We start from the raw sequence: 22,952 nt of genomic DNA on the forward strand, positions 1-22,952 counted from the left end.
CCCATGTATGTTGCTGTCAAAGGAGGCGAGGCCGCCATTGCCAATGCCCATCGCCTGCTGGCGGATCGCCGCCGCGGCGACCGTTCGCTGCCGGCTATCGGCATCGACCAGATCGTGGCGCAGCTGGCGCTTGCCGTCGACCGCGTCATGGCGGAAGCCTCGCTTTACGATCGCATGCTGGCGGCTCTCGCCGTTCGCCAGTCGCGCGGCGACATGATCGAGGCGATCTTCCTGCTGCGCGCCTACCGCACGACGCTGCCGCGCTTCGGCTACTCCAACCCGATCGACACGGCCCGGATGAATATCGAGCGCCGTGTCTCGGCCACCTACAAGGATCTCCCGGGCGGCCAGTTGCTCGGCCCGACCTTCGATTATACCCACCGCCTGCTCGATCCGTCGCTCCTGGCAGATGACGCCGTGGACGAGCCGACGCGGCGCGACGCCCAAGCCGGCCGCGTCATGCGCGTTTCGGACATCCTCGCTCAGGAAGGCCTGATCGAGGGTGATGGCGAAATGCCTGAGGATCACGAGATCGGCGATCTGACGCGCGAGCCGATGGAGTTCCCGATGACGCGCGACCTGCGCCTGCAGGCGCTTGCCCGCGGCGACGAAGGTTTCCTCTTGGCGCTCGGCTATTCGACCCAGCGCGGCTACGGCCGCAACCACCCCTTCACCGGCGAAATCCGCATCGGCGAGGTCGAGGTGGAGTTCGATGTTCCCGAACTCGGCTTTGCTGTTTGTCTCGGGACCATAAAGGTCACGGAATGCCAGATGGTCAACCAGTTCAAGGGCTCGTCCAAGGCGCCACCGCAGTTCACCCGCGGCTACGGCCTGGTCTTCGGCCAGAGCGAGCGCAAGGCGATGTCGATGTCTCTCGTCGACCGGGCGCTGCGTGCCGAAGAGCTCGGCGAGGACATCACCGCTCCGGCGCAGGACGAGGAATTCGTCATTTCGCACGCCGACAACGTCCAGTCGACCGGCTTCGTCGAGCACCTGAAGCTGCCGCACTACGTGGACTTCCAGGCTGAACTCGATCTGGTCCGTCGTATGCGCAGCGAATTCGAAGCCGGCCGCGCCGGTGGCGGCGACACCATCAAGGAGGCGGCCGAATGACGCGATCAGTCTGCGCCGCCGTCACCGCCCCCACCGTCGTCAGCATCGAAAGCGGCGTCGCCGCCACCAGCATGACTGACATCGCCGCCGCCATTAGCAGCTACGCCATTTGTCTTCGGCTTGAAGAGGAAGGGGAGGACGACGAAGCAGGTCATTATAGCCAAGATCACGAGCACTTCGCTCGAAGTATCGGCTTCCATTGTGACCTTCCTTCTGTCTGGCCCCTGCAACCACAGGGTAATCAAAGATGACTGATCTGGCCACCTACAATTTCGCTTATCTGGACGAACAGACGAAGCGGATGATCCGCCGCGCCATCCTGAAGGCGATCGCCATTCCCGGCTATCAGGTGCCCTTCGCCTCGCGCGAAATGCCGATGCCTTACGGCTGGGGAACCGGTGGCGTGCAGGTGACGGCCTCGATCATCGGTCCAGACGATGTGCTGAAGGTCATCGATCAGGGCGCTGACGACACCACCAACGCCGTCTCGATCCGCGCTTTCTTCCAGAAGGTCGCCAATGTCGCGGTCACGACGCACACCAAGGATGCGACGATCATCCAGACGCGCCACCGCATTCCGGAAGAGAAGCTTGGAGCGAACCAGGTGCTCGTCTATCAGGTGCCGATCCCGGAACCGCTCCGCTTCCTCGAGCCGCGCGAGACCGAAACCCGCAAGATGCATGCGCTGGAAGAATACGGCCTCATGCATGTAAAGCTTTACGAGGACATTGCGCATAACGGCCGCATCTCCAAGACCTATGCCTATCCGGTGAAGGTTGCCGGCCGCTACGTCATGGACCCGTCGCCGACGCCGAAGTTCGACAATCCGAAAATGCACATGTCGGATGCGCTGCAGCTCTTCGGGGCAGGGCGCGAGAAGCGCATCTATGCCGTTCCGCCCTATACCGATGTCGTCAGCCTCGACTTCGACGATTACCCCTTCGAGATCCAGCGCTTCGGCAAGCCGTGCGCGCTGTGTGGAGCCGAAGAGGTTTATCTCGACGAGGTCATCCTCGACGACAAGGGTGGCCGCATGTTCGTCTGCTCCGACACCGACCACTGCGAAGACCGCCGCGCCCAAGGGCATGTCGGCGAGATGTTGGCACCCAATCAGGAGGCCGCCGAATGACCGACGCCCCGCTTCTCAAAGTCAACGACGTCTCGAAGTTCTACGGCAATCGCATCGGGTGCCGGAACGTCTCCTTCGAGCTCTGGCCCGGCGAAGTGCTCGCCATCGTCGGTGAATCCGGCTCGGGCAAGACGACGCTTTTAAACTGCATATCGACCCGTTTGATGCCGACCACCGGCAGCGTCGAATACCACATGCGCGATGGCGCCTATCGCGATCTCTATCGTATGAGCGAGGCCGAACGCCGCTTTCTGATGCGCACCGACTGGGGGTTCGTGCATCAGAATCCGGCTGACGGTCTGCGCATGACGGTGTCTGCCGGCGCCAATGTCGGCGAACGCCTGATGGCGATCGGTGACCGCCACTATGGCAACATCCGCTCGACGGCGGTCGATTGGCTGCAGCGCGTCGAAATCGATGCGGGCCGTATCGACGATCAGCCGCGCGCCTTCTCCGGCGGCATGCGTCAACGCCTGCAGATCGCCCGCAATCTGGTCACCGGTCCACGCCTCGTCTTCATGGATGAGCCGACTGGCGGCCTTGATGTCTCGGTGCAGGCCCGCCTGCTCGACCTCGTGCGCGGTCTTGTCAACGATCTCGGCCTTGCCGCGATCGTCGTCACCCACGATCTCGCCGTCGCACGCCTGCTGTCGCATCGCATGATGGTGATGAAGGATGGCCATGTCATCGAGCACGGCCTGACCGATCGCGTCCTGGACGATCCGCGCGAGCCGTACACTCAGCTCCTTGTTTCCTCCATTCTGCAGGTCTGATCGCGCATGCTGTTTGGAAGCCGGCTACCGGCTTCGCGATAAAGCGAAAACTAAGGAAAGAAATCATGGCAACGCCCCTTGTTGTTTCTGAAGTCGCCAAGAGCTTCACCATGCACCTGCGCGACGGCATCAAACTGCCGGTCGTTTCGGATGTGTCCTTTTCCGTGGCATCCGGCGAATGCGTCGTCCTCGGCGGGCCGTCTGGCATCGGCAAGAGCTCGCTTCTGAAAATGATCTACGGCAATTATGCCGTCGACAGCGGCCAGATCCTGATCAAGCATCAGGACAAGATCGTCGATCTGGCGAGCGCGGATCCGCGCACGGTCATCGACGTGCGCCGCCACACGCTCGGCTATGTCAGCCAGTTCCTGCGCACTGTGCCGCGTGTCGCGGCGATCGACGTCGTCGCCGAGCCGCTGGTGGCGCGCGGCGAGAAGGCCGACGCCGCGCGGGAAAAGGCCGCCGAACTGCTGTCGAAACTGAACCTGCCGGAAGCGCTCTGGCAACTTCCGCCCGCCACATTCTCCGGCGGTGAGCAGCAGCGTGTCAACATCGCCCGCGGCTTTATCACCGAGCATACGGTTCTCCTGCTCGACGAGCCGACCGCCTCGCTCGATGCCAAGAACCGTGCCGTGGTCGTCAGGATGATCGAGGACAAGAAGAAAGCCGGCGTCGGCCTTCTCGGAATTTTCCACGACGAGGAAGTGCGCGAAGCTGTCGCCGACCGCATTCTCGACGTCCAGAAGTTCTCGCCACGAAAGGCAATTGCCGCATGAGCCGCAAGATTGGCATCGAGCCCTATTTCCATGAAACGGCATCCGTGAGGAACGCCATCTTTGGCCGCTTCACGGAAGTCTCGGAGCGCTGCCGCATCGACGAGGTCGAGTTCGGCGACTATTCCTACGTCATGCAGGACGGCTCCATCTGGTGCGCGACGATCGGCAAGTTCGTCAACATCGCCGCATCGGTGCGTATCAATGCCACCAACCACCCGACCTGGCGCGCGACGCTGCACCACTTCACCTACCGCGCTGCCGACTATTGGCCGGACGCCGATATGGAGACCGATTTCTTCGCATGGCGCCGCTCCAACCGCGTCGTCATCGGCCATGACGTCTGGATCGGTCACGGCGCCACCATTCTACCCGGCGTCAAGATCGGCAATGGTGCTGTCATCGGCGCCGGTGCCGTTGTCTCCAAGGACGTTGCAGCCTACACCATCGTCGGCGGCGTGCCTGCAAAGCTCATCCGCGAACGCTTCGCGAAGGAAATCGGCGAGCGGATGGATCGGCTTGCCTGGTGGGATTGGGAACATGACCGCCTGCGGGTCGCCTTGGCTGATTTTCGCAATCTGAGTGCCGAGGATTTCCTCTCGCGCTACGAGCAGTGAACAAAGTCCCCTGGGTTCGCTCCAGGGGCCGCTTGACGTCCTGCTGGCGTCTCAAGGCTGCTCAGACGGCACTCCGCGGTCTGTCAGGAGAGCCTACGGCCTCGGATTCTTTGCCAATTGCCACTCACCGGTCGCGTCCGCCTCCACGCGCTTGTTGCCGCGGTAGAAGATCGGTAGCCCGGTTTTTTTGTCCATCGAGAAACGGCTGGGCGTATATTTTTCGTCCTCATGCCCACGGGTGGCGAGGCCGAGTGCCTCCTTGAATTTGCCGGCGTTGCACAGGCTTTTGAAGAGAGTTTGATCCATCGCTTTTGCTCCAGCATCCTTCCTGAACTGCCTGCCATTGACGGGTGATTGGGTCAACCATCAATGACGGACGTTCTCATCGCCTGCTGTCCGGACTGGCCTGGTGTGCAATCGCACAGCCAGCTTCTGATAGGCAGCTCGTCCAATCCGTCACCCGGCACGCCGAGGCAACAGCGCGCCGGCGCCCGGCTGGATTTCGGCATCAGGGATGCGCCCACCAAAGCCCCGATTATGACAGTCCTTACATAAAACTGACATTCCCCATTCATGAAGCGGGACTAATGCACTGCCTCATATCGCATCTGGACTATGAGGAAGAGCATGATGTTCGAGCTGAGGAATGTCACCCGCCGTTTCGGAATCAAGACAGCCGTCGATTCCGTGACGCTCGACATTCCTCAGGGCCAGATGGTCGGCATCATCGGTCGTTCCGGCGCCGGCAAGTCTACGCTGTTGCGCATGATCAACCGCCTGCAGGAGCCGACCTCCGGATCGATCCAGTTCGCTGGTGTCGAGGTCTCGACCCTCCGCGGCCAGGCATTGCGCAACTGGCAGCGCGATTGCGCCATGATCTTCCAGCAGTTCAATCTCGTTCCGCGTCTCGACGTGTTGACCAACGTCATGCTCGGCCGTCTGAACCATCGCCCGACCGCGATGAGCCTGCTCGGCATCTTCACCCGCGAGGAGCGAATTCATGCGATCGCAGCTCTTGAGCGCCTCGGAATCGAGCAGACGGCGCTGCAAATGGCCGGCACGCTCTCCGGCGGCCAGCAGCAGCGTGTCGCCATTGCCCGGGCTCTGATGCAGAACCCGAAGATGGTGCTTGCCGACGAGCCGATCGCCTCGCTCGATCCGCTGAACGCCAAGATCGTCATGGACGCGCTGCGCGACATCAACGAGCGCGAAGGCATTACCGTCGTCACCAACCTGCACACGCTGGATACGGCTCGCAACTATTGCGAACGCATCGTCGGCATGGCCGCTGGCCGCGTCGTCTTCGACGGCAAGCCGTCCGAACTGACGGCCGGTGCCGTCAAGCAGATCTACGGCACCGACAAGGACGGCGCCGGCATCGACGAGACGATGACCTCGACCTCGATCAACATTCCCGCGGCCGCGGCCGCACAACAATCCGCCGGCCTGCAACCGCTGGCGCTGGCCGGTCTCTGAGAGGGGCGGCCTCGATCGCAAGCCCGCGTTATGGGCACCTTCTTAAACAGAGTTGCCGGGGACACCGGTCAATCAGGAGAGAACCATGTTGAAGAAAGCACTTTTTGCGGCCACGGCGCTGTTTGCGCTTGCCGGCGTTTCGCATGCTGCAGACCTCAAGGAATTCCGCGTTGGTATTCTCGGCGGCGAAAACGAAGCTGACCGTCTGCGCAACTACGCTTGCCTTGCAGACCACCTGAAGACCGAATTCGGCTTCGAGAAGGTCTCGCTCTTCCCGGCTGCTGACTATGACGGCGTTATCCAGGGTCTGCTCGGTGGCACGCTCGACTTCGCAGAACTCGGCGCTTCCGGCTACGCTGCTATCGCTATCAAGGACGAAAAGGCTGTGACCCCGATCCTGACGACGGTCCAGAAGGACGGCTCGACCGGCTACCACTCGATCGGTCTTGCTCTCAAGTCCTCGGGCATCAAGGACATCAAGGATGCCAAGGGCAAGAAGCTCGGCTACGCCGATCCGGACTCCACCTCGGGCTACCTCATTCCGCTCACGCAGATCCCGAAGGACACGGGCATGCCGAATGACAAGTACTTCGCCTCCACGCAGTTCAACGGCGGCCACGAGAACAACCTTCTCGCTGCCTACGACGGCAAGGTCGACATCGCTGTCGACGACTCTTCGGGCATCGGCGATTTCAAGGACGGTTACACCTCTGGCACCTTCCGCAAGGCAGTCGACAAGGGCACCGTAGACCCGAACAAGCTCGTCGAAGTCTGGCGTTCGCCGTTGATCCCGAACGGTCCGCTCGTCGTTCGCAACGAACTCGGCGCCGATTGGCAGGCAAAGCTCACCGACTTCTTCACGAAGCTCCCGAAGACGGACGCCAAGTGCTTCGCAGCCATCGAAGGCGGCGACTACCAGGGCTACACCAAGGTTCAGCCTGATTTCTACAACGCCATTATCGACGCTCGTAAGGCTGCCATCGGCGGTTGATCGATCCTGATAGCTGGAGGGCGGCCGTTACAGGCCGCCCTTTTTCCTGCGAAAAAAGCGGACACCGTTCATGACTTTTGCCGATCCCAACGCCCACGCGCCGACCACGCCGCAAAGCGCCCGTGAAATCGGTGACGCCTGGGGCAAGATGGTAGCTCGCCGCCGCCTCTATACCGGCCTCGGTCTGGTGATCCTGCTTACCGCCCTCGTCGCTTCGGTACGCTTTGCCGACGAGAGCAATGCCGGCCATTTCTTCGAGCGCCTGCCGCACCTCTTCGATTTTCTGAGCTGGCTCATTCCCAAGGATTGGAACGACGTCTGGCGCGCATTGTTCGATATCGCAAGCCCGATGCAGAAGACCGGCGAAGAGTATAATTTCGCCGAGGGTCGCGTTCCGGTCTGGGGTGGCTTCTATATCCCCGAATATTTCGAGCTGATGATCATCACGATCAATGTCGCGTTGGTCTCGACCATCATCGGCTTCATCTTCGCCGTACCGCTCAGCTTTCTTGTCGCCCGCAATCTGGCGCCCTCCAATCCGTTGCGCATCGTTGCCAAGCGGCTCACCGAATTCCTGCGCGCCTTTCCCGAGATCGTCATCGCCGGCCTGTTTTCGGCGATTCTGTCGATCGGCCCGGTCGCCGCCATCATCGCCGTCAGCCTGCACACCATCGGCGCGCTCGGCAAACTCTTCTACGAAGTCGTCGAAAACATCGACATGAAGCCGGACGAGGGCATGAAAGCCGTCGGCGCCAGCTGGTCGGAGCGCGTGCGTTTTGCCGCCCTGCCGCAGGTCATGCCGAACTTCGTCTCCTACGCACTGCTGCGCCTTGAGATCAACGTCCGCGCCTCCACCATCATCGGTGCGGTCGGCGGCGGCGGTATCGGCGAGGAACTCAAGCTCTCGATCTCGCGCGGCTTCGGCGCCAAGACGGTCGCGCTCGTCCTCCTGCTCTTCATCACCATCGTTGCGGTCGACCAGTTCTCCGCATGGCTGCGCCGCCGTCTCGTCGGCGAGCACGCCTTCCTTTTGCAGCATTGAGGTCCCCCATGACGGTGATCGACGCCAACCGGATGCACGAGATCGAGCAGCGCTACCCGGAGTATTTCAAACGCTCCTTCCGGCAGCGCTTCGGCGGTCTGATGGCCGTCATCGTGACGCTCGTCTATGCGCTCTACGCAACCTGGTTCTTCGACCTGCCGAAGCTGCTCGCCGAGGCCCATTGGGAGCGCGTCGGCCTCTATCTCAGCCAGTGGGTGAGCTACGACGTGCAGCCGGAGTTTCGCATCGGCGACGACGCCATCACCGTCAAATATCCGCGCTTCTCGCCGCTCGGTGACGACCCGCATCCCAATTGGGTCATCAACAATCCGGATGGCAGCGTCACCGTTTCGGTCAGTGGCATGGGCCGCACTGTCACCGTCTCCAAGACGGAAACGACGGTGACCGCTCGCGGCGTCAGCGTGCCGGTGGAAGTCTCTAGCGGCGCGCCGAAGGTTATCGGCCCTGTGCCGAGCTGGATGACGGTCTATGACGACAACGTCCTGGCCGATCTCGGCTTTGCCGGCGATGTCAGCATCTCGGTTGATCGCGTCAAGGTGCGCAAGCGCTTCCTCGGCTGGGCGAATTTCGTCTTCGACACCCAGTCCCCCTTCTTCGACAAGCCGGTGGGCGAAGTGCTAAGCCTGATTGTTTCGGGGCCGGAACTGAAGCCCGGCCAATCCAACCTGTCGCTCGCCTTCGACAATGTCTGGAACAACAGCGCCTGGCAGCACGGCGACGTCTGGACCAAGCTGTTCCAGACCATCGTCATGGCCTTCCTCGGCACGCTGCTCGGCGCCCTGCTGGCCTTTCCGCTGGCCTTCTTCGCCGCGCGCAACATCACGCCGAACCGCGTGGTCAACCAGGTGCTGAAGAGAGCCTTTGATTTCCTGCGCTCGGTCGACATGCTGATCTGGGCGCTGTTCCTCACCCGTGCCTTCGGCCCCGGTCCGCTCGCCGGCAGCGGCGCCATCGTCCTCACGGAGACTGGCACGCTCGGCAAGCTCTATTCCGAAGGCCTCGAGAATATCGACAACAAGCCGCGCGAAGGCATCAAATCGACGGGCGCCTCCACCGTGCTCACCCATCGCTACGGCATCATCCCGCAGATCGTGCCGGTCTTCGTCAGCCAGACGCTCTACCAGTGGGAATCCAACGTCCGCGGTGCGACCATCATCGGCGCCGTCGGTGCAGGCGGCATCGGCCTCAAGCTCTGGGAAGCGATGCGCACCAACGCCAACTGGGAAAACGTCGCCTATATGGTGCTGTTGATCCTCATCGTCGTCTTCCTGTTCGACATGGCCTCGAACGCGCTGCGCCACCGGCTGATGGGCACCAAGGTCCACTGAAAAAGCGCAGGATCGTTCGGGATCATCATCATTCTGTCACGGAAATCTTTTAGCCGGAAGCCAGCTTGCGGTGGCGGTCAAATCACTGAAGACTGCCATCCGCATTCCGATTGATTCCCAGGATACGAGCCTTGCGCTACGCACTCTATTTCACACCGCCGAAGGATGATCCTTTGAACGGAACGGCTGCGCTCTGGCTCGGCCGTGATGCCTTCACCGGCGAAACTTACCCGGCTCCCGATCATTCGGACCTGCCTGCTGCCGAGCAGTTCGAGTTGACCGCCGAGCCTCGTCGCTACGCCTTCCATGCGACAATCAAGGCCCCCTTCGCGCTCGCCGCCTCGGTCACCGAAAAGGACCTGCTTCAAGTCGCCGAGGATTTCGCCGCCCGCACGCCGGCGTTTGAAATCCCCGAGCTGGTCCTGGGGCAGTTGGGCAAGTTTTTCGCTCTCGTGCCGGCTTCGCTGCACCCACCCCTTCAAGATTTCGCGGCAACGGTGGTAAAATTCTTCGAACCGTTCCGAGCCGCCCTGTCGGAGGCCGACATTGCCCGCCGGAACCCGGAGAAGCTGAGCGACAGGCAGCGTGCCAATCTGTTGCGCTGGGGCTATCCTTATGTGATGGATGACTTCGGTTTCCACATGACGCTGACCGGCCAGGTGCCGGAGGAGCGCGCCGGCGTGATGAAGGCCATTCTGACCGAGCGTTTTGCCGCGTTCACCGGCCGGCCGCTCGCGATCACGGGCCTTGCCGTTTTCGTTGAAGAGGCGCGTGGCGCGCCGTTCAAAGCCCATTCCTGGTGGCCGCTTGCTGGCGCCAAAAGCTGAAAGACTGATCCGATGACCACAGAAACCGTCTTCTCCAACGCCCGCATTGTCCTCGAGGATAGGATCATCGAAGGATCGGTCCTCGTCCGCGACGGCAAGATCGCCGATATCTCGACAGGCAGCTCCACGGTCGGCGAGGATTTCGAAGGCGATTATCTGATCCCGGGTCTCGTCGAACTGCACACCGATCATCTCGAGGGCCACTATTCGCCGCGCCCCGGCTTGCGCTGGAACAAGATCGCGGCGATTCAGGCCCACGACGCCCAGATCGTCACCTCGGGCATCACGACCGTTTTCGACTGCCTGCGCATGGGCGCCGACGAGGACGGCGGCTTCGAGCACGGCGAAATGCGTGAGATGGCCGATGCCATCCAAAAGGCCGAGCAGGAAGGCCGGTTGCGCGCCGAGCACCTGATCCACCTCCGCTGCGAAGTCTCCGCCGACAATGTTTTGGAACATTTCGCCGACTTCGAGAACGATTCCTACGTTCGCCTCGTCTCACTGATGGACCACGCCCCGGGTCAACGTCAGTTCCAGACCATGGACCAGTACATCTTCTACTACCAGAAGAAGCGCGGCCTCTCCGATGCCGAGTTTGCCCGCTTCATCGAAAAGCGCGTTGGCGAATCCGAGCGCAATTCCACGCCGCACCGCATCGCGATTGCCAAGGTCTGCGCCGAGCGTGGCATCACCGTTGCCAGCCATGACGATGCAACGTTGGCGCATGTCGACGAAGCCATCGAAAACGGCGTTCGCCTGGCGGAATTCCCGACCAGCTTCGATGCCGCCAAGGCCTCGCATGAGCACGGCATGAGCGTGCTGATGGGCGCGCCGAACATCGTGCGCGGCAAGTCGCACTCCGGCAACATCGCCGCCCGCGATCTCGCCGAACGCGGCGTCCTCGATGTGCTGTCCTCCGATTACGTGCCGCTCAGCCTGCTCTACGCACCGTTCCTCATCGCCGACGAGGTCGAGAGCATTTCGCTGCCGAAGGCGATCGCCATGGTCACCGCGACGCCGGCCCGTACCGTCAGCCTCAATGATCGCGGCCGCATCGCAACCGGTCTGCGCGCTGATGTCGTCCGCGTCTTCCGCGACCACGGCGTTCCCGTCACCCGCTCCGTCTGGCGCGAAGGGCGCCGCGTCGCATGATGCCCTCGCACGAACCCCACATCGTTCCCGGAACCGAGCGCGGCATCATGGTCGTTGTCGTCGGTCCGAGCGGCGCCGGCAAGGACACGCTGATGGCGCTCGCGGCCAAGTACTTCCGGGGGCGCCCGGACGTGCATTTCGTCCGCCGCGTCATCACCCGTGACAGCGAGGCCGGCGGAGAACATCATCTCGCCGTGTCGGACCAGGGCTTCGCCTCCATGGAGCAGGCCGGAAGCTTCTCGGTTTGGTGGGAAGCGCACGGCCTGAAATATGGCATTCCGGCGGAGGTGTCGGTATCCCTTGCGCAGGGAAATCTGGTCGTCGCCAATGGCTCCCGTTCGGCGCTTCACCATTTCAAGGCCGTTTTTCCGCGGCTCAAGGTCATCAATGTGACGGCGCGTGCCGAGGTGCTGGCAAGCCGCCTGGAGGCTCGCGGCCGCGAGACACAGGAAGATATCATGGCTAGGCTCGCCCGCGGCCCGCTCACCGTCCGCGGCGACTACGACGTCGTTGATCTCGACAACAGCGATTCACGCGAAGAGGGCGAACGCCGCATGGTCGAGGCGCTGAGCGCCTGCCTGGCGGAGATCGGCTAGGGGACAACGATGCGGCCGGTCAGGGTAGTCGACTACGACCCGAAATGGCCTGACCTCTTCGAGGCCGCAAGGGCCGAACTCCTCGATCTGGCCGCCGATCGTATTCTCGCGATCGAGCACATCGGCAGCACTTCGGTTCCGGGCCTGGCCGCCAAGCCGAAAATCGATCTCGATGCCGTGCTCGCGAACGGAACGGCGTTGGCCGAGCTCGGCGCGTTGCTTCCATCCGCCGGTTTTCGCGATCACGGCGATCCCCATGGCGCAGGCCGCTGGACCTTCACCCGCGATCACGATTGCTATGGCCTGCGTCTCTATCTCTGCACGTCAGGCAATCCGGCTCACCGCGACCGCCTCCTATTCCGCGATTATCTCAGGCTCCACCCGGACCGGGCGGCAGAGTATCAGTCGCTGAAACGGCACCTTGCCGAAGAGGCCGACGGCGATTGGGACGTCTATACCGGCGGCAAAAGCGACTTCGTAGCCGAAACGCTGCGGATGGCTGAGGCCGAGACCAAGTTGCCGCGCGGATAATTTTCCTGTGCGATCACTCGCTCTCGCCGCTGCGCGCCGTCACGATCTCTCTTTTGCCGACATGATTTGCCGGGCCGACGAGGCCTTCCTTCTCCATGCGTTCGACAAGCGAAGCTGCGCGGTTGTAGCCGATACCGAGACGGCGCTGGATGTAGGAGGTCGAGCACTTCTTATCGCGCAGGACGACCTTGACGGCCTTGTCGTAGAGATCGTTGCCGTCCTCGGCCGCCATGTCGCCCTTGTCGAAAACGGCGCTGTCCTCGTCGTCGACCTCTTCCTCTTCCTCAGCCGTGACGGTGTCGAGATATTCCGGCCGACCCTGCGTCTTCAGATGCGCGACGACCTTCTCCACTTCGGTATCCGAAACGAACGGGCCGTGCACGCGGGCAATACGCCCGCCGCCCTGCATATGAAGCATGTCGCCCTGACCGAGCAGCTGCTCTGCGCCCTGTTCGCCAAGGATGGTGCGGCTGTCGATCTTCGACGTCACCTGGAAGGAGATGCGTGTCGGGAAGTTCGCCTTGATGGTGCCGGTGATGACATCGACGGACGGACGCTGGGTGGCCATGATCAGGTGGATGCCGGCGGCGCGCGCCATCTGCGCCAGGCGCTGGATCGCCCCTTCGATTTCCTTGCCCGCGACCATCATCAGGTCAGCCATCTCGTCAACGATGACGACGATGTATGGCATCGGCGTCAGGTCCATTTCCTGTTGCTCTTCGATTGGCGCACCGGTGCTTCTGTCGAAGCCGGTCTGGATCATGACGTGGATGGTCTCGCCCTCGTCGCGTGCCTGCGCCACGCGGCTGTTGTAGCCGTCGATGTTGCGCACGCCGAGGCGCGACATTTTGCGATAGCGATCCTCCATCTCGCGCACCGCCCACTTCAGCGCCATGACCGCCTTCTTGGGGTCGGTGACAACAGGCGTCAGCAAATGCGGGATACCGTCGTAGACGGACAGTTCCAGCATCTTTGGATCGACCATGATCAGGCGGCATTGCTCCGGCGACATCCGGTAGAGCAGCGACAGGATCATCGTGTTGATGGCGACGGACTTGCCCGAGCCCGTCGTGCCGGCGACGAGCAGGTGTGGCATCTTTGCGAGCTCGGCGATCACGGGCTCGCCGCCGATCGTCTTGCCGAGGCCGAGCGCCAGCTTGTAGCCGCTCTTCTCGAAATCCTGGCTCTCGATCATCTCGCGGAAATAGACGGTTTCGCGCAGCACGTTCGGCAGTTCGATGCCGATGACATTGCGGCCGGGGACCACCGCAACGCGTGCAGAGAGCGCCGACATCGAACGGGCGATATCGTCGGCCAGGCCGATGACGCGCGAGGATTTGACGCCCGGCGCCGGCTCGAACTCATAAAGCGTGACGACGGGACCGGGGCGGACGTGGATGATCTCGCCCTTGATGCCGAAATCCTCAAGTACGCTCTCGAGAAGACCGGCATTCTGCTCCAGCGTCTCCTGCGACATGATCTCGCCAACCCGTTCCGGTGGCTCCTGCAGCAGTGAATGCGATGGGAATTCATAACCGGAGGCATCGATCCTGGAGGGGACAGTCTTCTGCGCAGCAAAACGCGGTGCTGGCGCAAGCGGCTGCGGCGCCTGTGTGCGGACCGGCACCGGAGCGATGGGCTGCGTTTTCGACTGGGCCACCGACGCTTCCTCGACATGGGTCTGCGTTGCGCGGTTGCGTGTCGAAGCAGGGACTGGCGCAGCCGGAGCCGGGGTGACTGGCGCCGGAGCTGGCGCCTGTGCAACAGCTGCTGCGGGCCGTTGGCGGCCAGGCTGCCATTCCAAGATCCGGAACCGACTGATGATCGATTCCGGACTGACCACGGGCCTCGGCAGGCAAACCTGAGGAAGCAAGATCGGCTCGGCCGGAGCTTCCTCGAAGGCCATGACTTCCCAGAACGCGAAGTCAGAGATGGACGCCAGTTCGGCGGATGCCCGGATATGCGTTTCAGCATCGGGCTCGACAAAAATCACCGGCGATGCGGCCGCAGCCTGCGGCACCTCGATCGCGGGCGGGGTCTCCGGTTCGTAAACGTCGAACGGAACGTTGACGACGACCGGTGCCGGCGGCTGTGCGCTGACACACATGTCTGCCGCAACGTCCCGTGCGCCAAGAGGCGGCGTGTGAACGGGCGTCACCGGCACGCGTTTAGGATTGATCAGATTCTCGGGCGTGCGGGTGAACCGCACGTTCGGTGCCAGTGAAAAATTGCTCTGCCAGATTGGTGCCGTAGGCTTCTCGCCCGCGTGTTCCTGCAGCTGTTCACCTTCGACTTCCGTGGAAATATCCTCGGCCCCTGTCAGATTGGTTCTAGGAAAGCGCATACGACCGCTACTCACTCATGATTAGCAACTATTACCCGCTTCCGGATTAGGAAATGAAGGTTAATAAGTTCCTTCTGCCTGCGCGCTGTTTCAGCGAGAAAATACAAGAAAAATGTTTTGTATCAATGGCTTGCAAGGTAATGAAAATTTTAATGGATTTTCGACGAAGCGCTCAGTGGGCTTCGTCCCAGTTGGTCGCCGAACGCGCATCGACCTTCAGCGGCACGCGCATTTCAAGCGCCGGCATGGTGGCATTTTCCATGACCGAAACGATGATCGGCGTCGCCTTTTCGACGTCACCATCCTCGACCTCGAAGATCAATTCGTCATGCACCTGCAAGAGCATGCGGACGCGGTCGCCAAGTCCCGCCTCCGCCAGCGCCGGCTCCATCTTGATCATCGCCCGGCGGATAATGTCTGCGGCCGATCCCTGGATCGGGGCGTTGATGGCCGCACGTTCGTTGAAGGCGCGCACCGACGGATTGGACGAGCGAATCTCCGGATAGTTGATTCGCCGCCCGAAGATCGTTTCGACGTAGCCCTTGTCGCGTGCCATCTGCTTGCGGCTGTCCATGTAATCACGGATACCGGGGAAGCGCTCGAAGTACTTCTTGATATAGTCGCCCGCTTCCGAGCGCTCGATCGACAGCTGATTGGCAAGACCGAAGGCGGAAATGCCGTAGATGATGCCGAAGTTGATTGCCTTCGCTCGACGCCGCACCTCTGACGGCATGCCCTCGACTGGTACGCTGAACATCTCCGATGCGGTCATGGCATGAATATCGACGCCTTCGGCAAAGGCCTGCGTCAGCTGCGGAATCTCGGCGACGTGCGCGAGCACGCGCAACTCGATTTGGCTGTAGTCGGCCGAGATCAGCTTGTGGCCCGGTGTCGAGATGAAGGCGGTGCGGATCTTTCGGCCTTCAGCCGTGCGCACGGGGATGTTCTGCAGGTTCGGTTCTGAAGACGAGAGGCGGCCGGTTGTCGTCGATGCCAGTGAATACGAGGTGTGAACCCGCTTCGTCTCGGGATGGATGTATCCCGGCAGCGCATCCGTGTAGGTCGACTTCAGCTTGGTCAGCTGGCGCCAGTCGACGATCTTGCGTGGCAACTCGAAGCCTGCGGCTGCGAGGTCTTCCAAGACGCTTGCCGATGTGGACCACTGGCCGGTCTTCGTCTTGCTGCCGCCGGCGAGCCCCATCTTGCCGAACAGGATGTCGCCCAGCTGCTTCGGCGAGCCGATGGTAAAGCGCCCACCTGCAAGCTTGTAAATCTCATCCTCCAATGCGGCGGCGCCCTGTGCGAGGTCGCCGGACAGACGCGAGAGAATTTGCCTGTCGACGGTCACGCCGCGCGCTTCCATGTGCGCCAGAACAGGAAGCAAGGGCCGCTCAAGGCGCTCGTAGACCGTGGTGAGCTTTTCGGCGGCAAGGCGCGGCTTCAGGACCAGCCAGAGCCGCAGGGTGATGTCGGCATCTTCGGCCGCATAGTGCGTGGCGCGGTCGATATCGACGAGGTCGAATGTAATGTTCGACTTACCGCTGCCGGCCACATCCTTATAGGCAATCGGCGTGTGGCCGAGGAACTTCTCCGACAGCGGATCCATTCCGTGCGCGCCGGTTCCAGCGTCCAGCACGTAGGAAATGAGCATCGTATCGTCAAAGTTCTTCGTTTCGACGCCGTAACGCTTCATCAGCAGGTAGTCGTATTTGAGGTTCTGGGCGACCTTCAGGATCGACTCGTCTTCCAGCAGTGCCTTCAGTCGGGGGAGGGCATCGCGCATCGGAATCTGATTGTCGGCAAGTCCGCCGCCGAGCAGATCGCCGATGCCTGTCTTGTGGCCGATCGGAACATAGGCGGCGCGGATGCTGGTGCCGGTTAGATTCTTGTCGTTTTCGGCAATCGCCATCGAAAATCCGACGAGCTCGGCCTGCATCGCATCGAGCGACGTGGTTTCGGTATCGAAGGCGACCAGTCCCGTGTCGCGCGCATCGGCAATCCATTTGTCGAGCGTCGCGACATCGCGGATGGTGACGTAGCGTGAATGGTCGAAGGGCAGGGAGGCGAACGCTTCGGCGCGCGCCTTGGCAAGATCGCCTGGCAGGAAAGTGCCTTCACGACCGTTTGCGCCATTCGCTTTCGCGGGAACGGGCACCGACTCGCCGGCGACGTCGGGAATGCCGCCGGCAACCGGCTCGGGCTGGGCGACGTCGAGATCGGGGCCGCGTGCCGCTGCACCCCATTCCACCTTAACATCGATGGCGTCGATGGCGCTGGCATCACAATCGCAGGCGTCAGCCACGCGCCGCGTCAGCGATGTGAACTGCATTGCCTTCAGGAAGCCGATCAGCTTCGGCCCGTTCTGCGGCTCCAGGATGAGATCTTCCAGCCCGAGCTCCAGCGGCACGTCCGTGCGCAACCGCACCAGCTCACGCGACAGGCGCGCCTTATCGGCGTTTTCGATGATCGCCTGGCGGCGCTTTTCCTGCTTGATCTCCGACGCACGCTGCAAAAGCGTGTCGAGGTCGCCATACTCAGCCAGAAGCTGCGCAGCTGTCTTAGGGCCAATGCCGGGGATGCCCGGTACGTTGTCGACCGAGTCGCCGGTCAGCGCCTGAAGATCGATCATCTTCTCGGGCGGCACGCCCCATTTTTCGATGACATCGGGAATGCCGATCTGCTTGTCCTTCATGCTGTCGTACATGTGAACGTTCGACGTAACGAGTTGCATCAGATCCTTGTCCGAGGACACGATCGTCACGTCGGCGCCGACCGCTTCGGCCTGGCGAGCATAGGTCGCGATGATGTCGTCGGCCTCGAAACCTTCGGTCTCGATGCATGGCAGATTGAAAGCGCGCGTCGCGTGGCGGATAAGACCGAACTGAGGAATGAGTTCATCGGGCGGCGTCGAGCGGTTTGCCTTGTAGGCGTCGTAGAGATCCTTGCGGAACGTCTTTGCCGAATAATCGAAGATGACGGCCAGATGCGTCGGAGTTACGCCAACCGACGTGTCGCGCGCATCGGTCAGGAGTTTCCACAGCATGTTGCAGAATCCCGACACCGCGCCCACCGGCAAACCGTCGGATTTGCGGGTCAGGGGCGGGAGTGCGTGAAAGGCTCGAAAGATGAAACCGGAGCCGTCGACAAGGAAAAGATGATCGCCTTTTTTCATGGCGTCATGGATAGCGCGGCCACCCCGGAAGGTCCATATAAAGTTCCGAGGGTGAAAAGATTCTGCCTCACCAAACTGTTACTAATTTGTAATAGTCAATCTTTAGCTTTCCCTTGAAAAGCCACATTCGCGATCACAAATGATTACTACCGGCGTTTGATCGTGTTGATCGCGTCGAGGGTCTGATAGCTGGCTTGTCCCCCGCCGCATCGGACTTGGACAAAGGCCTTATCCCCTCTCCGGGCCTTTGTCCCCATTTTAGAGCCGCCATAGCCACACCTCCAGGCTATGGCGGCTTTGTTTTTCTGCTCTATCTTTCAAAGAACAGCCTGCGATGAAAGCATTGTCGTACATCGCATGCGATTTGTTGAATTGTTTTGTCGAGTATTTTGCGCCTAACTGAGAAGATGGGAATTCATCGTATGGACTCGGGAGCCTATCTTGCCAGCCAGCTGGCCAAGGGCTTCGCTCGTTCGCTGCAGCAGCGCGCGGCGAGGCTCGGCTTTTCGCCAGGGCAATTCCCGGTTCTTCTCGAACTCTGGGCCGAAGACGGGCTCACGCAGAAGCAGTTGCTGGCTCGCGTCGACATCGAACAGGCGACCATGGCGAACACGCTTGCACGCATGGCGCGCGACGGGCTGATCGATCGTCGTCCGCATCCCTCCGACAAGCGCGCCCAGCTGATCTTCCTCACGGACAAGGCCAAGGGCATGGAAGACGACGCGATCGAGGCGGCGCGTGAAGCCGACCTCGCGCTCTTTCAGGGTTTCAAAAGCTTCGAACGCGAATTGACCCTCGAATATATCCGCCGTCTTCTAGACAACGCCAAGAAGCTCTGAGTTGACGCTATTGCGCTGCCGTTATGGTCGCCGCGTTGTCGACCTGTGCCTCGATCGCCTGCATCCCTGTCAGGTGCATCGACCCGATGCCCAGCGCCATCAACCTCCACCCGAGACGAAAGAATAATCGCTCGCTCCCTCGGAGGCGACAAGAATCGCCAACCAGGAAACGCATATCGCGAACACGACGGAGAGCGCCGTCAGGCCGAGCCCGTAGGTGATCGTAAAGCCACCATCGTAGGCGAGCATTGAGATGAAATGTGTGGCCCAGATGCCGACACCGCAGGCAAATGCCGAAGCCATGACCTAGTTTCGTTGCTGCCCAAGATCGCATTCACGGGCGCGAGACAGAAGCCGCATCGAGGCAAGGTTGCCGATTAGGCAAACGATGACGGCCGCAACGATCAGGCGCCAGTCATGGTTGTCGCGAATGCAGGTGACCACAGAGAACATATCTCACCTCGAACAACGATTGGCGACAGTTAATTTAGGCCCTCCTAAATAACTGTAAATTGTATCTACGATTTCATGCCCTCATCTTCCGGTGTGTCGGAGCTTTGTTCTTTTTCAACCGACACTTTTTTGCCCGGTCTTTTTCGCCTCGAAAGCGATCGACCTTTGGTCTATCGTCCCGCGGAATTTCGAAAGGAGTCGAAAATGACCGATGTTATACCAGTGCTTTCGCGCGCGGACCAGAATTTGCCATCAAGCCTCGACAAGCTGTTCGAACTCTTGCGGATCAAATCCATCTCCACCGACCCGGCCTACAAGGCCGAATGCCGCAAAGCGGCCGAATGGCTGGTTTCCTATCTCAAGACGCTGGGTTTCGATGCTTCCGTTCGCGACACGCCCGGTCATCCCATGGTTGTCGCCCATCACGCCGCTGCGAGCGCCGACGCGCCGCATGTGCTGTTTTATGGTCACTACGACGTGCAGCCGGTCGATCCCATCGAACTCTGGGAGAACGACCCTTTCGAGCCGTCGATCAAAGATCTCGGCAACGGCCGGAAGATCCTCACCGGTCGCGGTACTGCCGACGACAAGGGCCAGTTGATGACCTTCGTCGAGGCCTGCCGTGCATACAAGGAAATCAATGGTGGGTTGCCCTGCCGCATCACCATCCTCTTCGAAGGGGAAGAGGAATCGGGTTCGCCTTCGCTGAAGCCATTCCTTGACGCCAACGCCGTGGAATTGAAGGCGGACTACGCACTCGTTTGCGACACCGGCATGTGGGATCGTGATACGCCAGCGATTGCCGCAGCGCTTCGTGGTCTTGTCGGGGAGGAGGTCGTCATAACCGCGGCCGATCGCGATCTGCATTCCGGCCTCTTCGGCGGTGCGGCCGCAAACCCGATTCACATCCTGACTGCCGCGCTTGCCGGACTGCATGATGAAACCGGCCGCATCACGCTTGAAGGCTTCTATGACGGCGTCGAGGAAACCCCGGCCAATATCAAGGCATCCTGGGAAACTCTCGGCAAGACGGCGGAGACCTTCCTCGGCGAGGTCGGTCTGTCAATCCCTTCTGGCGAAAAGGGCCGGTCGGTCCTTGAGCTGACATGGGCGCGCCCGACCGCCGAGATCAACGGCATCTGGGGTGGCTATACGGGCGAGGGCTTCAAGACGGTGATTGCCGCCAAGGCCTCTGCCAAGGTTTCCTTCCGCCTCGTCGGCACGCAGGATCCGGATGCTGTCCGGGAAAGCTTCAGAAGCTACATCAGCTCGAAAATCCCGGCGGATTGCTCCGTCGAGTTCCATCCGCATGGCGGCTCGCCGGCCATCCACCTCTCCTACGATTCTCCGGTGCTGACGAAGGCCAAGAATGCGCTTTCTGACGAGTGGCCGAAGCCTGCCGTTGTGATCGGTATGGGCGGCTCGATCCCGATCGTCGGCGACTTCCAGAAGATGCTCGGCATGGAGTCGTTGCTCGTCGGCTTCGGTCTCAGCGACGACCGCATTCACTCGCCGAACGAGAAGTACGAACTCGTCTCCTACCATAAGGGTATCCGCTCCTGGATTCGTATCCTGGAAGCGCTGGCAAAGTAACAGGCTGGAAGGTAACAGGCTGGACAGGCGTTCTCAGTCGAACGCCAGAAAAACAAAAAGGCCGGAACAAACCGGCCTTTCGTCATCCGCTTCACTTCGATGCCAGTACATCCGTGGTCAAGGAGGAAGCGAATGTTGCAGCCAAGGTGATCTGGAAAGGTTAACGATTGGTTAACGGCAGAGCCACGGCCAGATCGATGGAAGCGGCAACGTTGCTTGCGCGCACAGCTTTCCATCAGCTGCAATATGTTGGCCATCATGTCGGAATGCGGCGGCCGTATTTCAAGTAGGGCAATGCATTTCGAGGCTTTCGCTCGTTCAAATTGGGTTCATCCGAGCGGACTACAAATCATTGAAAGAAAAAGGTGATTGAGCTGAGATCGGCGCGAGGCGGCGAATGCCTAAGCCATGCCCGAGATACGCTGGCACCCTTTCGGAAAACGCGGGCAGCGCGGTTGCCTGCGTCGTCAAAGGAGTTGAAACGTGAAGTCCGTACTGATGAGGGTCGCCGCGGCGGCGGCGCTTTTGCTCGCACCGGCGATTGCTGAGGCAGCCGAGGGATTTGCGACCGCCAACGTCAACATGCGCGCCGGACCGAGCACGCAATATCCCGCCGTAACCGTGATTCCCGCCGGCGAATCGGTAGAGATCCATGGTTGCCTGGCGGATGTGCCGTGGTGCGATGTGGAATTCTATGGTGGTCGTGGCTGGGTCGCCGGTCGCTATGTCCAGGCACTCTATCAGAGCCGGCGCGTCTACGTCGGGCCAGAATACTACCGTCCCCTCGGAATTCCGACCGTGGTCTTCAGCGTCGGAAACGACTGGGATCACTACTACCGCAATCGCGATTTCTATCGCGACCGCGATCGTTGGCGCCGTAACCCCGTCTATGATCGCCCGCCCGCTGTCGTTCGCCCAGTGCGCCCCCCGGAATTCGACCGAAATCCTACAGCCGGTCGCCCGCGGCCTGATTTTGACCGGGGACCTGACCTGTGGCCGGAGTTCGGTCGCGGCCCGGATCGCAGGCCCGACGGAAGCCGCAGGCCGGACCGCCGCCCGGAGCAAGGCTCATCACCCGCTCGGCAGCCAGATTTCGACCGCGGCCCCGGCCGTCAGGATTTCCAGGGACGGCCCAATGACAATCGTCGGGACTTCCGGCGACCGCCGCAGCGCAACGATGACGCAAATCAGCGTCGCGGTGGCGATGGCCGTCGTAGGCCGCCTCCTTGCCAGCCGCACGATCCGGCCTGCGGCAACCAACAGTGATGAATCCGGGCGGTTGCAAGGCCGCCCGTCTTGCCGCCGACATGAGAAGGCCCGGCGCTCTGGGAGAGACACCGGGCCTGATCGCGATCGGCACGTTTGAGGGGAGACGGCCGACCCGTAGCGAAACGTGTAGGGCGTGTTTCGCTACGGAATTAATTCACTCCTTCGCTAATGGTTCCCTGCTACCAGAGAGAAACGGAATTCTGCCGACAGACGAGCAGCTCGCACATCTCTGCGAACGGGCCATGCAGCATCTTCAGGCGGCTTTCTTCCATCTTTGTCAGCCGGTAGCGGCGCGCAAACTCATGCACGCTCCAGACTTCGCGCAGCTTGAATTCTTCGATATTGCTAATGTCGATGCTCATAAATGCCTATATTTGCGCGCTCTGCGCTAATCCTAGGCGCAATTCGACGTGCTATATGTCAGATTTGTGACGGTAGCAACGAATGGCAGCCATGCCAAAAAAGCGTGGCTTGATAAACCAAAGGAAGCAAAGCCCGGGCCAAGTGGCGCCGGGCTTTGATTATCTTTATCAGCGCCAATCGTCGTGACGTCCACGCACCCACGGCGGCGGACGGTCCCATCCGTAGGATCGCTCATAGCGCCAACCATAGCGGGGGGGACCGCCCCATCCATAGCGGCGGTCGTCGCGCCATCCGTACCGCGGTGGCGGCGGCCGGTTCCAGTTCGGTCGGCAATTTCCCCACCGAGTGAGATGGTAGCCGCGACCGCAAGCATAATCGACAAGTACCGTATTCTTGGCCGCAGCGCCGTTCACCGGCGCGACCGGCATCGCTTCAGCCACGGAAACGCCAAATCCACAAATGGCGATCGCGGCTGCAATCATTCTCATACGCATCTCTGCACCTCTATTATGCAAGTCCCTTGCACGTGGATTAGAGAGCCGGTTGGGTG

Annotated in this window: 22 protein-coding genes and 1 pseudogene; 16 read left to right on the forward strand and 7 right to left on the reverse strand. The window is 61.2% G+C overall.

All coding sequences use genetic code 11. The features are described 5' to 3' along the window. Positions 1-3: 3 nt before the first annotated feature. Positions 4-1,113, forward strand: coding sequence for a carbon-phosphorus lyase complex subunit PhnI (locus ACSQ9D_RS20115; protein WP_436283624.1), 1,110 nt, complete (start codon positions 4-6; stop codon positions 1,111-1,113). A 5-nt stretch (positions 1,114-1,118) separates the two neighbouring features. Here ACSQ9D_RS20115 and ACSQ9D_RS20120 read toward each other — a convergent pair whose 3' ends face one another. After that, positions 1,119-1,313 (reverse strand): hypothetical protein, encoded by a 195-nt coding sequence (locus ACSQ9D_RS20120; protein WP_436283625.1) that lies wholly within the window; start codon positions 1,311-1,313, stop codon positions 1,119-1,121. A gap of 47 nt (positions 1,314-1,360) precedes the next feature. On the opposite strand from ACSQ9D_RS20120, the gene ACSQ9D_RS20125 reads away from it, so the two are divergent. From ACSQ9D_RS20125 to ACSQ9D_RS20140, 4 genes are all read left to right on the forward strand, one after another. Next, positions 1,361-2,242, forward strand: a complete 882-nt coding sequence (locus tag ACSQ9D_RS20125) for an alpha-D-ribose 1-methylphosphonate 5-phosphate C-P-lyase PhnJ (RefSeq protein ID WP_037115024.1) — start codon at positions 1,361-1,363, stop codon at positions 2,240-2,242. Beyond that, a complete protein-coding gene (phnK, locus tag ACSQ9D_RS20130) occupies positions 2,239-3,015 on the forward strand; it encodes a phosphonate C-P lyase system protein PhnK (RefSeq protein ID WP_436283626.1) in 777 nt (258 codons plus the stop codon). Before ACSQ9D_RS20125 ends, phnK begins: the two co-directional genes overlap by 4 nt. Positions 3,016-3,080: 65 nt before the next feature. Beyond that, a complete protein-coding gene (gene phnL, locus ACSQ9D_RS20135; RefSeq protein WP_436283627.1) occupies positions 3,081-3,791 on the forward strand; it encodes a phosphonate C-P lyase system protein PhnL in 711 nt (236 codons plus the stop codon). Continuing rightward, on the forward strand, positions 3,788-4,405 hold the full coding sequence (locus ACSQ9D_RS20140; protein WP_436283628.1) for a DapH/DapD/GlmU-related protein: 618 nt from the start codon (positions 3,788-3,790) through the stop codon (positions 4,403-4,405). Before phnL ends, ACSQ9D_RS20140 begins: the two co-directional genes overlap by 4 nt. A gap of 93 nt (positions 4,406-4,498) precedes the next feature. Here ACSQ9D_RS20140 and ACSQ9D_RS20145 read toward each other — a convergent pair whose 3' ends face one another. Next, a complete protein-coding gene (locus tag ACSQ9D_RS20145) occupies positions 4,499-4,711 on the reverse strand; it encodes a hypothetical protein (protein WP_024313466.1) in 213 nt (70 codons plus the stop codon). A 324-nt stretch (positions 4,712-5,035) separates the two neighbouring features. Between ACSQ9D_RS20145 and phnC the strand changes: the two genes are divergently transcribed. From phnC to ACSQ9D_RS20185, 8 genes are all read left to right on the forward strand, one after another. Then, positions 5,036-5,881, forward strand: coding sequence for a phosphonate ABC transporter ATP-binding protein (phnC, locus tag ACSQ9D_RS20150; protein WP_436283629.1), 846 nt, complete (start codon positions 5,036-5,038; stop codon positions 5,879-5,881). Positions 5,882-5,966: 85 nt separating this feature from the next. Further along, positions 5,967-6,872 (forward strand): phosphonate ABC transporter substrate-binding protein, encoded by a 906-nt coding sequence (gene phnD / locus ACSQ9D_RS20155; RefSeq protein ID WP_037115015.1) that lies wholly within the window; start codon positions 5,967-5,969, stop codon positions 6,870-6,872. A 70-nt stretch (positions 6,873-6,942) separates the two neighbouring features. Next, positions 6,943-7,914 carry a phosphonate ABC transporter, permease protein PhnE gene (phnE, locus tag ACSQ9D_RS20160; RefSeq protein WP_436283630.1) on the forward strand — a complete coding sequence of 324 codons (972 nt, stop codon included), beginning with the start codon at positions 6,943-6,945 and terminating at the stop codon, positions 7,912-7,914. Between the two features lie 8 nt (positions 7,915-7,922). Next, positions 7,923-9,263 carry a phosphonate ABC transporter, permease protein PhnE gene (phnE, locus tag ACSQ9D_RS20165; protein ID WP_436283631.1) on the forward strand — a complete coding sequence of 447 codons (1,341 nt, stop codon included), beginning with the start codon at positions 7,923-7,925 and terminating at the stop codon, positions 9,261-9,263. Positions 9,264-9,394: 131 nt separating this feature from the next. After that, the gene (locus tag ACSQ9D_RS20170; RefSeq protein ID WP_436283632.1) at positions 9,395-10,090 is read left to right on the forward strand and encodes a DUF1045 domain-containing protein; all 696 of its coding nucleotides are present in this window, start codon (positions 9,395-9,397) and stop codon (positions 10,088-10,090) included. Between the two features lie 12 nt (positions 10,091-10,102). Next, the gene (locus tag ACSQ9D_RS20175; protein WP_436283633.1) at positions 10,103-11,242 is read left to right on the forward strand and encodes an alpha-D-ribose 1-methylphosphonate 5-triphosphate diphosphatase; all 1,140 of its coding nucleotides are present in this window, start codon (positions 10,103-10,105) and stop codon (positions 11,240-11,242) included. Further along, entirely contained in the window at positions 11,239-11,838 is a 600-nt protein-coding gene (gene phnN / locus ACSQ9D_RS20180; RefSeq protein WP_037114999.1) for a phosphonate metabolism protein/1,5-bisphosphokinase (PRPP-forming) PhnN, read from the forward strand. Before ACSQ9D_RS20175 ends, phnN begins: the two co-directional genes overlap by 4 nt. A 9-nt stretch (positions 11,839-11,847) precedes the next feature. Then, the gene (locus ACSQ9D_RS20185) at positions 11,848-12,369 is read left to right on the forward strand and encodes a GrpB family protein (protein WP_436283634.1); all 522 of its coding nucleotides are present in this window, start codon (positions 11,848-11,850) and stop codon (positions 12,367-12,369) included. Between the two features lie 13 nt (positions 12,370-12,382). Here the strand turns inward: ACSQ9D_RS20185 and ACSQ9D_RS20190 are convergent, their stop codons facing one another. After that, positions 12,383-14,713 carry a DNA translocase FtsK gene (locus tag ACSQ9D_RS20190; RefSeq protein WP_436283635.1) on the reverse strand — a complete coding sequence of 777 codons (2,331 nt, stop codon included), beginning with the start codon at positions 14,711-14,713 and terminating at the stop codon, positions 12,383-12,385. A 172-nt stretch (positions 14,714-14,885) separates the two neighbouring features. Beyond that, positions 14,886-17,885, reverse strand: coding sequence for a DNA polymerase I (gene polA, locus ACSQ9D_RS20195; protein WP_436283636.1), 3,000 nt, complete (start codon positions 17,883-17,885; stop codon positions 14,886-14,888). Between the two features lie 422 nt (positions 17,886-18,307). Here polA and ACSQ9D_RS20200 point away from each other — a divergent pair, with 422 nt between their 5' ends. Then, entirely contained in the window at positions 18,308-18,724 is a 417-nt protein-coding gene (locus tag ACSQ9D_RS20200) for a MarR family winged helix-turn-helix transcriptional regulator (RefSeq protein WP_016552356.1), read from the forward strand. Positions 18,725-18,767: 43 nt separating this feature from the next. Here ACSQ9D_RS20200 and ACSQ9D_RS20205 read toward each other — a convergent pair. After that, positions 18,768-19,177 (reverse strand): annotated as a pseudogene (locus tag ACSQ9D_RS20205) (MHYT domain-containing protein); the annotation flags it as partial. A gap of 204 nt (positions 19,178-19,381) precedes the next feature. Here ACSQ9D_RS20205 and ACSQ9D_RS20210 point away from each other — a divergent pair. Together ACSQ9D_RS20210 and ACSQ9D_RS20215 are read left to right on the forward strand one after the other, a co-directional pair. After that, the gene (locus ACSQ9D_RS20210; protein WP_436283637.1) at positions 19,382-20,770 is read left to right on the forward strand and encodes a M20/M25/M40 family metallo-hydrolase; all 1,389 of its coding nucleotides are present in this window, start codon (positions 19,382-19,384) and stop codon (positions 20,768-20,770) included. Between the two features lie 483 nt (positions 20,771-21,253). Next, the gene (locus tag ACSQ9D_RS20215; protein WP_436283638.1) at positions 21,254-22,036 is read left to right on the forward strand and encodes an SH3 domain-containing protein; all 783 of its coding nucleotides are present in this window, start codon (positions 21,254-21,256) and stop codon (positions 22,034-22,036) included. A 182-nt stretch (positions 22,037-22,218) separates the two neighbouring features. Here the strand turns inward: ACSQ9D_RS20215 and ACSQ9D_RS20220 are convergent, their stop codons facing one another. Beyond that, positions 22,219-22,401 carry a hypothetical protein gene (locus tag ACSQ9D_RS20220; RefSeq protein ID WP_436283639.1) on the reverse strand — a complete coding sequence of 61 codons (183 nt, stop codon included), beginning with the start codon at positions 22,399-22,401 and terminating at the stop codon, positions 22,219-22,221. Positions 22,402-22,569: 168 nt separating this feature from the next. Further along, the gene (locus tag ACSQ9D_RS20225; protein ID WP_436283640.1) at positions 22,570-22,896 is read right to left on the reverse strand and encodes a GCG_CRPN prefix-to-repeats domain-containing protein; all 327 of its coding nucleotides are present in this window, start codon (positions 22,894-22,896) and stop codon (positions 22,570-22,572) included. Positions 22,897-22,952: the final 56 nt, after the last annotated feature.

It is taken from the genome of Rhizobium sp. LjRoot258 (assembly GCF_964254185.1).
Taxonomy (GTDB): domain Bacteria; phylum Pseudomonadota; class Alphaproteobacteria; order Rhizobiales; family Rhizobiaceae; genus Rhizobium.

Excerpts from the sequence above, each read along its gene's own strand:
- ACSQ9D_RS20115 (WP_436283624.1), top strand. The coding sequence starts at position 4 with ATGTATGTTGCTGTCAAAGGAGGCGAGGCCGCCATTGCCAATGCCCAT.
- ACSQ9D_RS20120 (WP_436283625.1), bottom strand. The coding sequence starts at position 1,313 with ATGGAAGCCGATACTTCGAGCGAAGTGCTCGTGATCTTGGCTATAATG.
- ACSQ9D_RS20125 (WP_037115024.1), top strand. The coding sequence starts at position 1,361 with ATGACTGATCTGGCCACCTACAATTTCGCTTATCTGGACGAACAGACG.
- phnK (WP_436283626.1), top strand. The coding sequence starts at position 2,239 with ATGACCGACGCCCCGCTTCTCAAAGTCAACGACGTCTCGAAGTTCTAC.
- phnL (WP_436283627.1), top strand. The coding sequence starts at position 3,081 with ATGGCAACGCCCCTTGTTGTTTCTGAAGTCGCCAAGAGCTTCACCATG.
- ACSQ9D_RS20140 (WP_436283628.1), top strand. The coding sequence starts at position 3,788 with ATGAGCCGCAAGATTGGCATCGAGCCCTATTTCCATGAAACGGCATCC.
- ACSQ9D_RS20145 (WP_024313466.1), bottom strand. The coding sequence starts at position 4,711 with ATGGATCAAACTCTCTTCAAAAGCCTGTGCAACGCCGGCAAATTCAAG.
- phnC (WP_436283629.1), top strand. The coding sequence starts at position 5,036 with ATGTTCGAGCTGAGGAATGTCACCCGCCGTTTCGGAATCAAGACAGCC.
- phnD (WP_037115015.1), top strand. The coding sequence starts at position 5,967 with ATGTTGAAGAAAGCACTTTTTGCGGCCACGGCGCTGTTTGCGCTTGCC.
- phnE (WP_436283630.1), top strand. The coding sequence starts at position 6,943 with ATGACTTTTGCCGATCCCAACGCCCACGCGCCGACCACGCCGCAAAGC.
- phnE (WP_436283631.1), top strand. The coding sequence starts at position 7,923 with ATGACGGTGATCGACGCCAACCGGATGCACGAGATCGAGCAGCGCTAC.
- ACSQ9D_RS20175 (WP_436283633.1), top strand. The coding sequence starts at position 10,103 with ATGACCACAGAAACCGTCTTCTCCAACGCCCGCATTGTCCTCGAGGAT.
- phnN (WP_037114999.1), top strand. The coding sequence starts at position 11,239 with ATGATGCCCTCGCACGAACCCCACATCGTTCCCGGAACCGAGCGCGGC.
- ACSQ9D_RS20185 (WP_436283634.1), top strand. The coding sequence starts at position 11,848 with ATGCGGCCGGTCAGGGTAGTCGACTACGACCCGAAATGGCCTGACCTC.
- ACSQ9D_RS20190 (WP_436283635.1), bottom strand. The coding sequence starts at position 14,713 with ATGCGCTTTCCTAGAACCAATCTGACAGGGGCCGAGGATATTTCCACG.
- polA (WP_436283636.1), bottom strand. The coding sequence starts at position 17,885 with ATGAAAAAAGGCGATCATCTTTTCCTTGTCGACGGCTCCGGTTTCATC.
- ACSQ9D_RS20200 (WP_016552356.1), top strand. The coding sequence starts at position 18,308 with ATGGACTCGGGAGCCTATCTTGCCAGCCAGCTGGCCAAGGGCTTCGCT.
- ACSQ9D_RS20210 (WP_436283637.1), top strand. The coding sequence starts at position 19,382 with ATGACCGATGTTATACCAGTGCTTTCGCGCGCGGACCAGAATTTGCCA.
- ACSQ9D_RS20220 (WP_436283639.1), bottom strand. The coding sequence starts at position 22,401 with ATGAGCATCGACATTAGCAATATCGAAGAATTCAAGCTGCGCGAAGTC.
- ACSQ9D_RS20225 (WP_436283640.1), bottom strand. The coding sequence starts at position 22,896 with ATGCGTATGAGAATGATTGCAGCCGCGATCGCCATTTGTGGATTTGGC.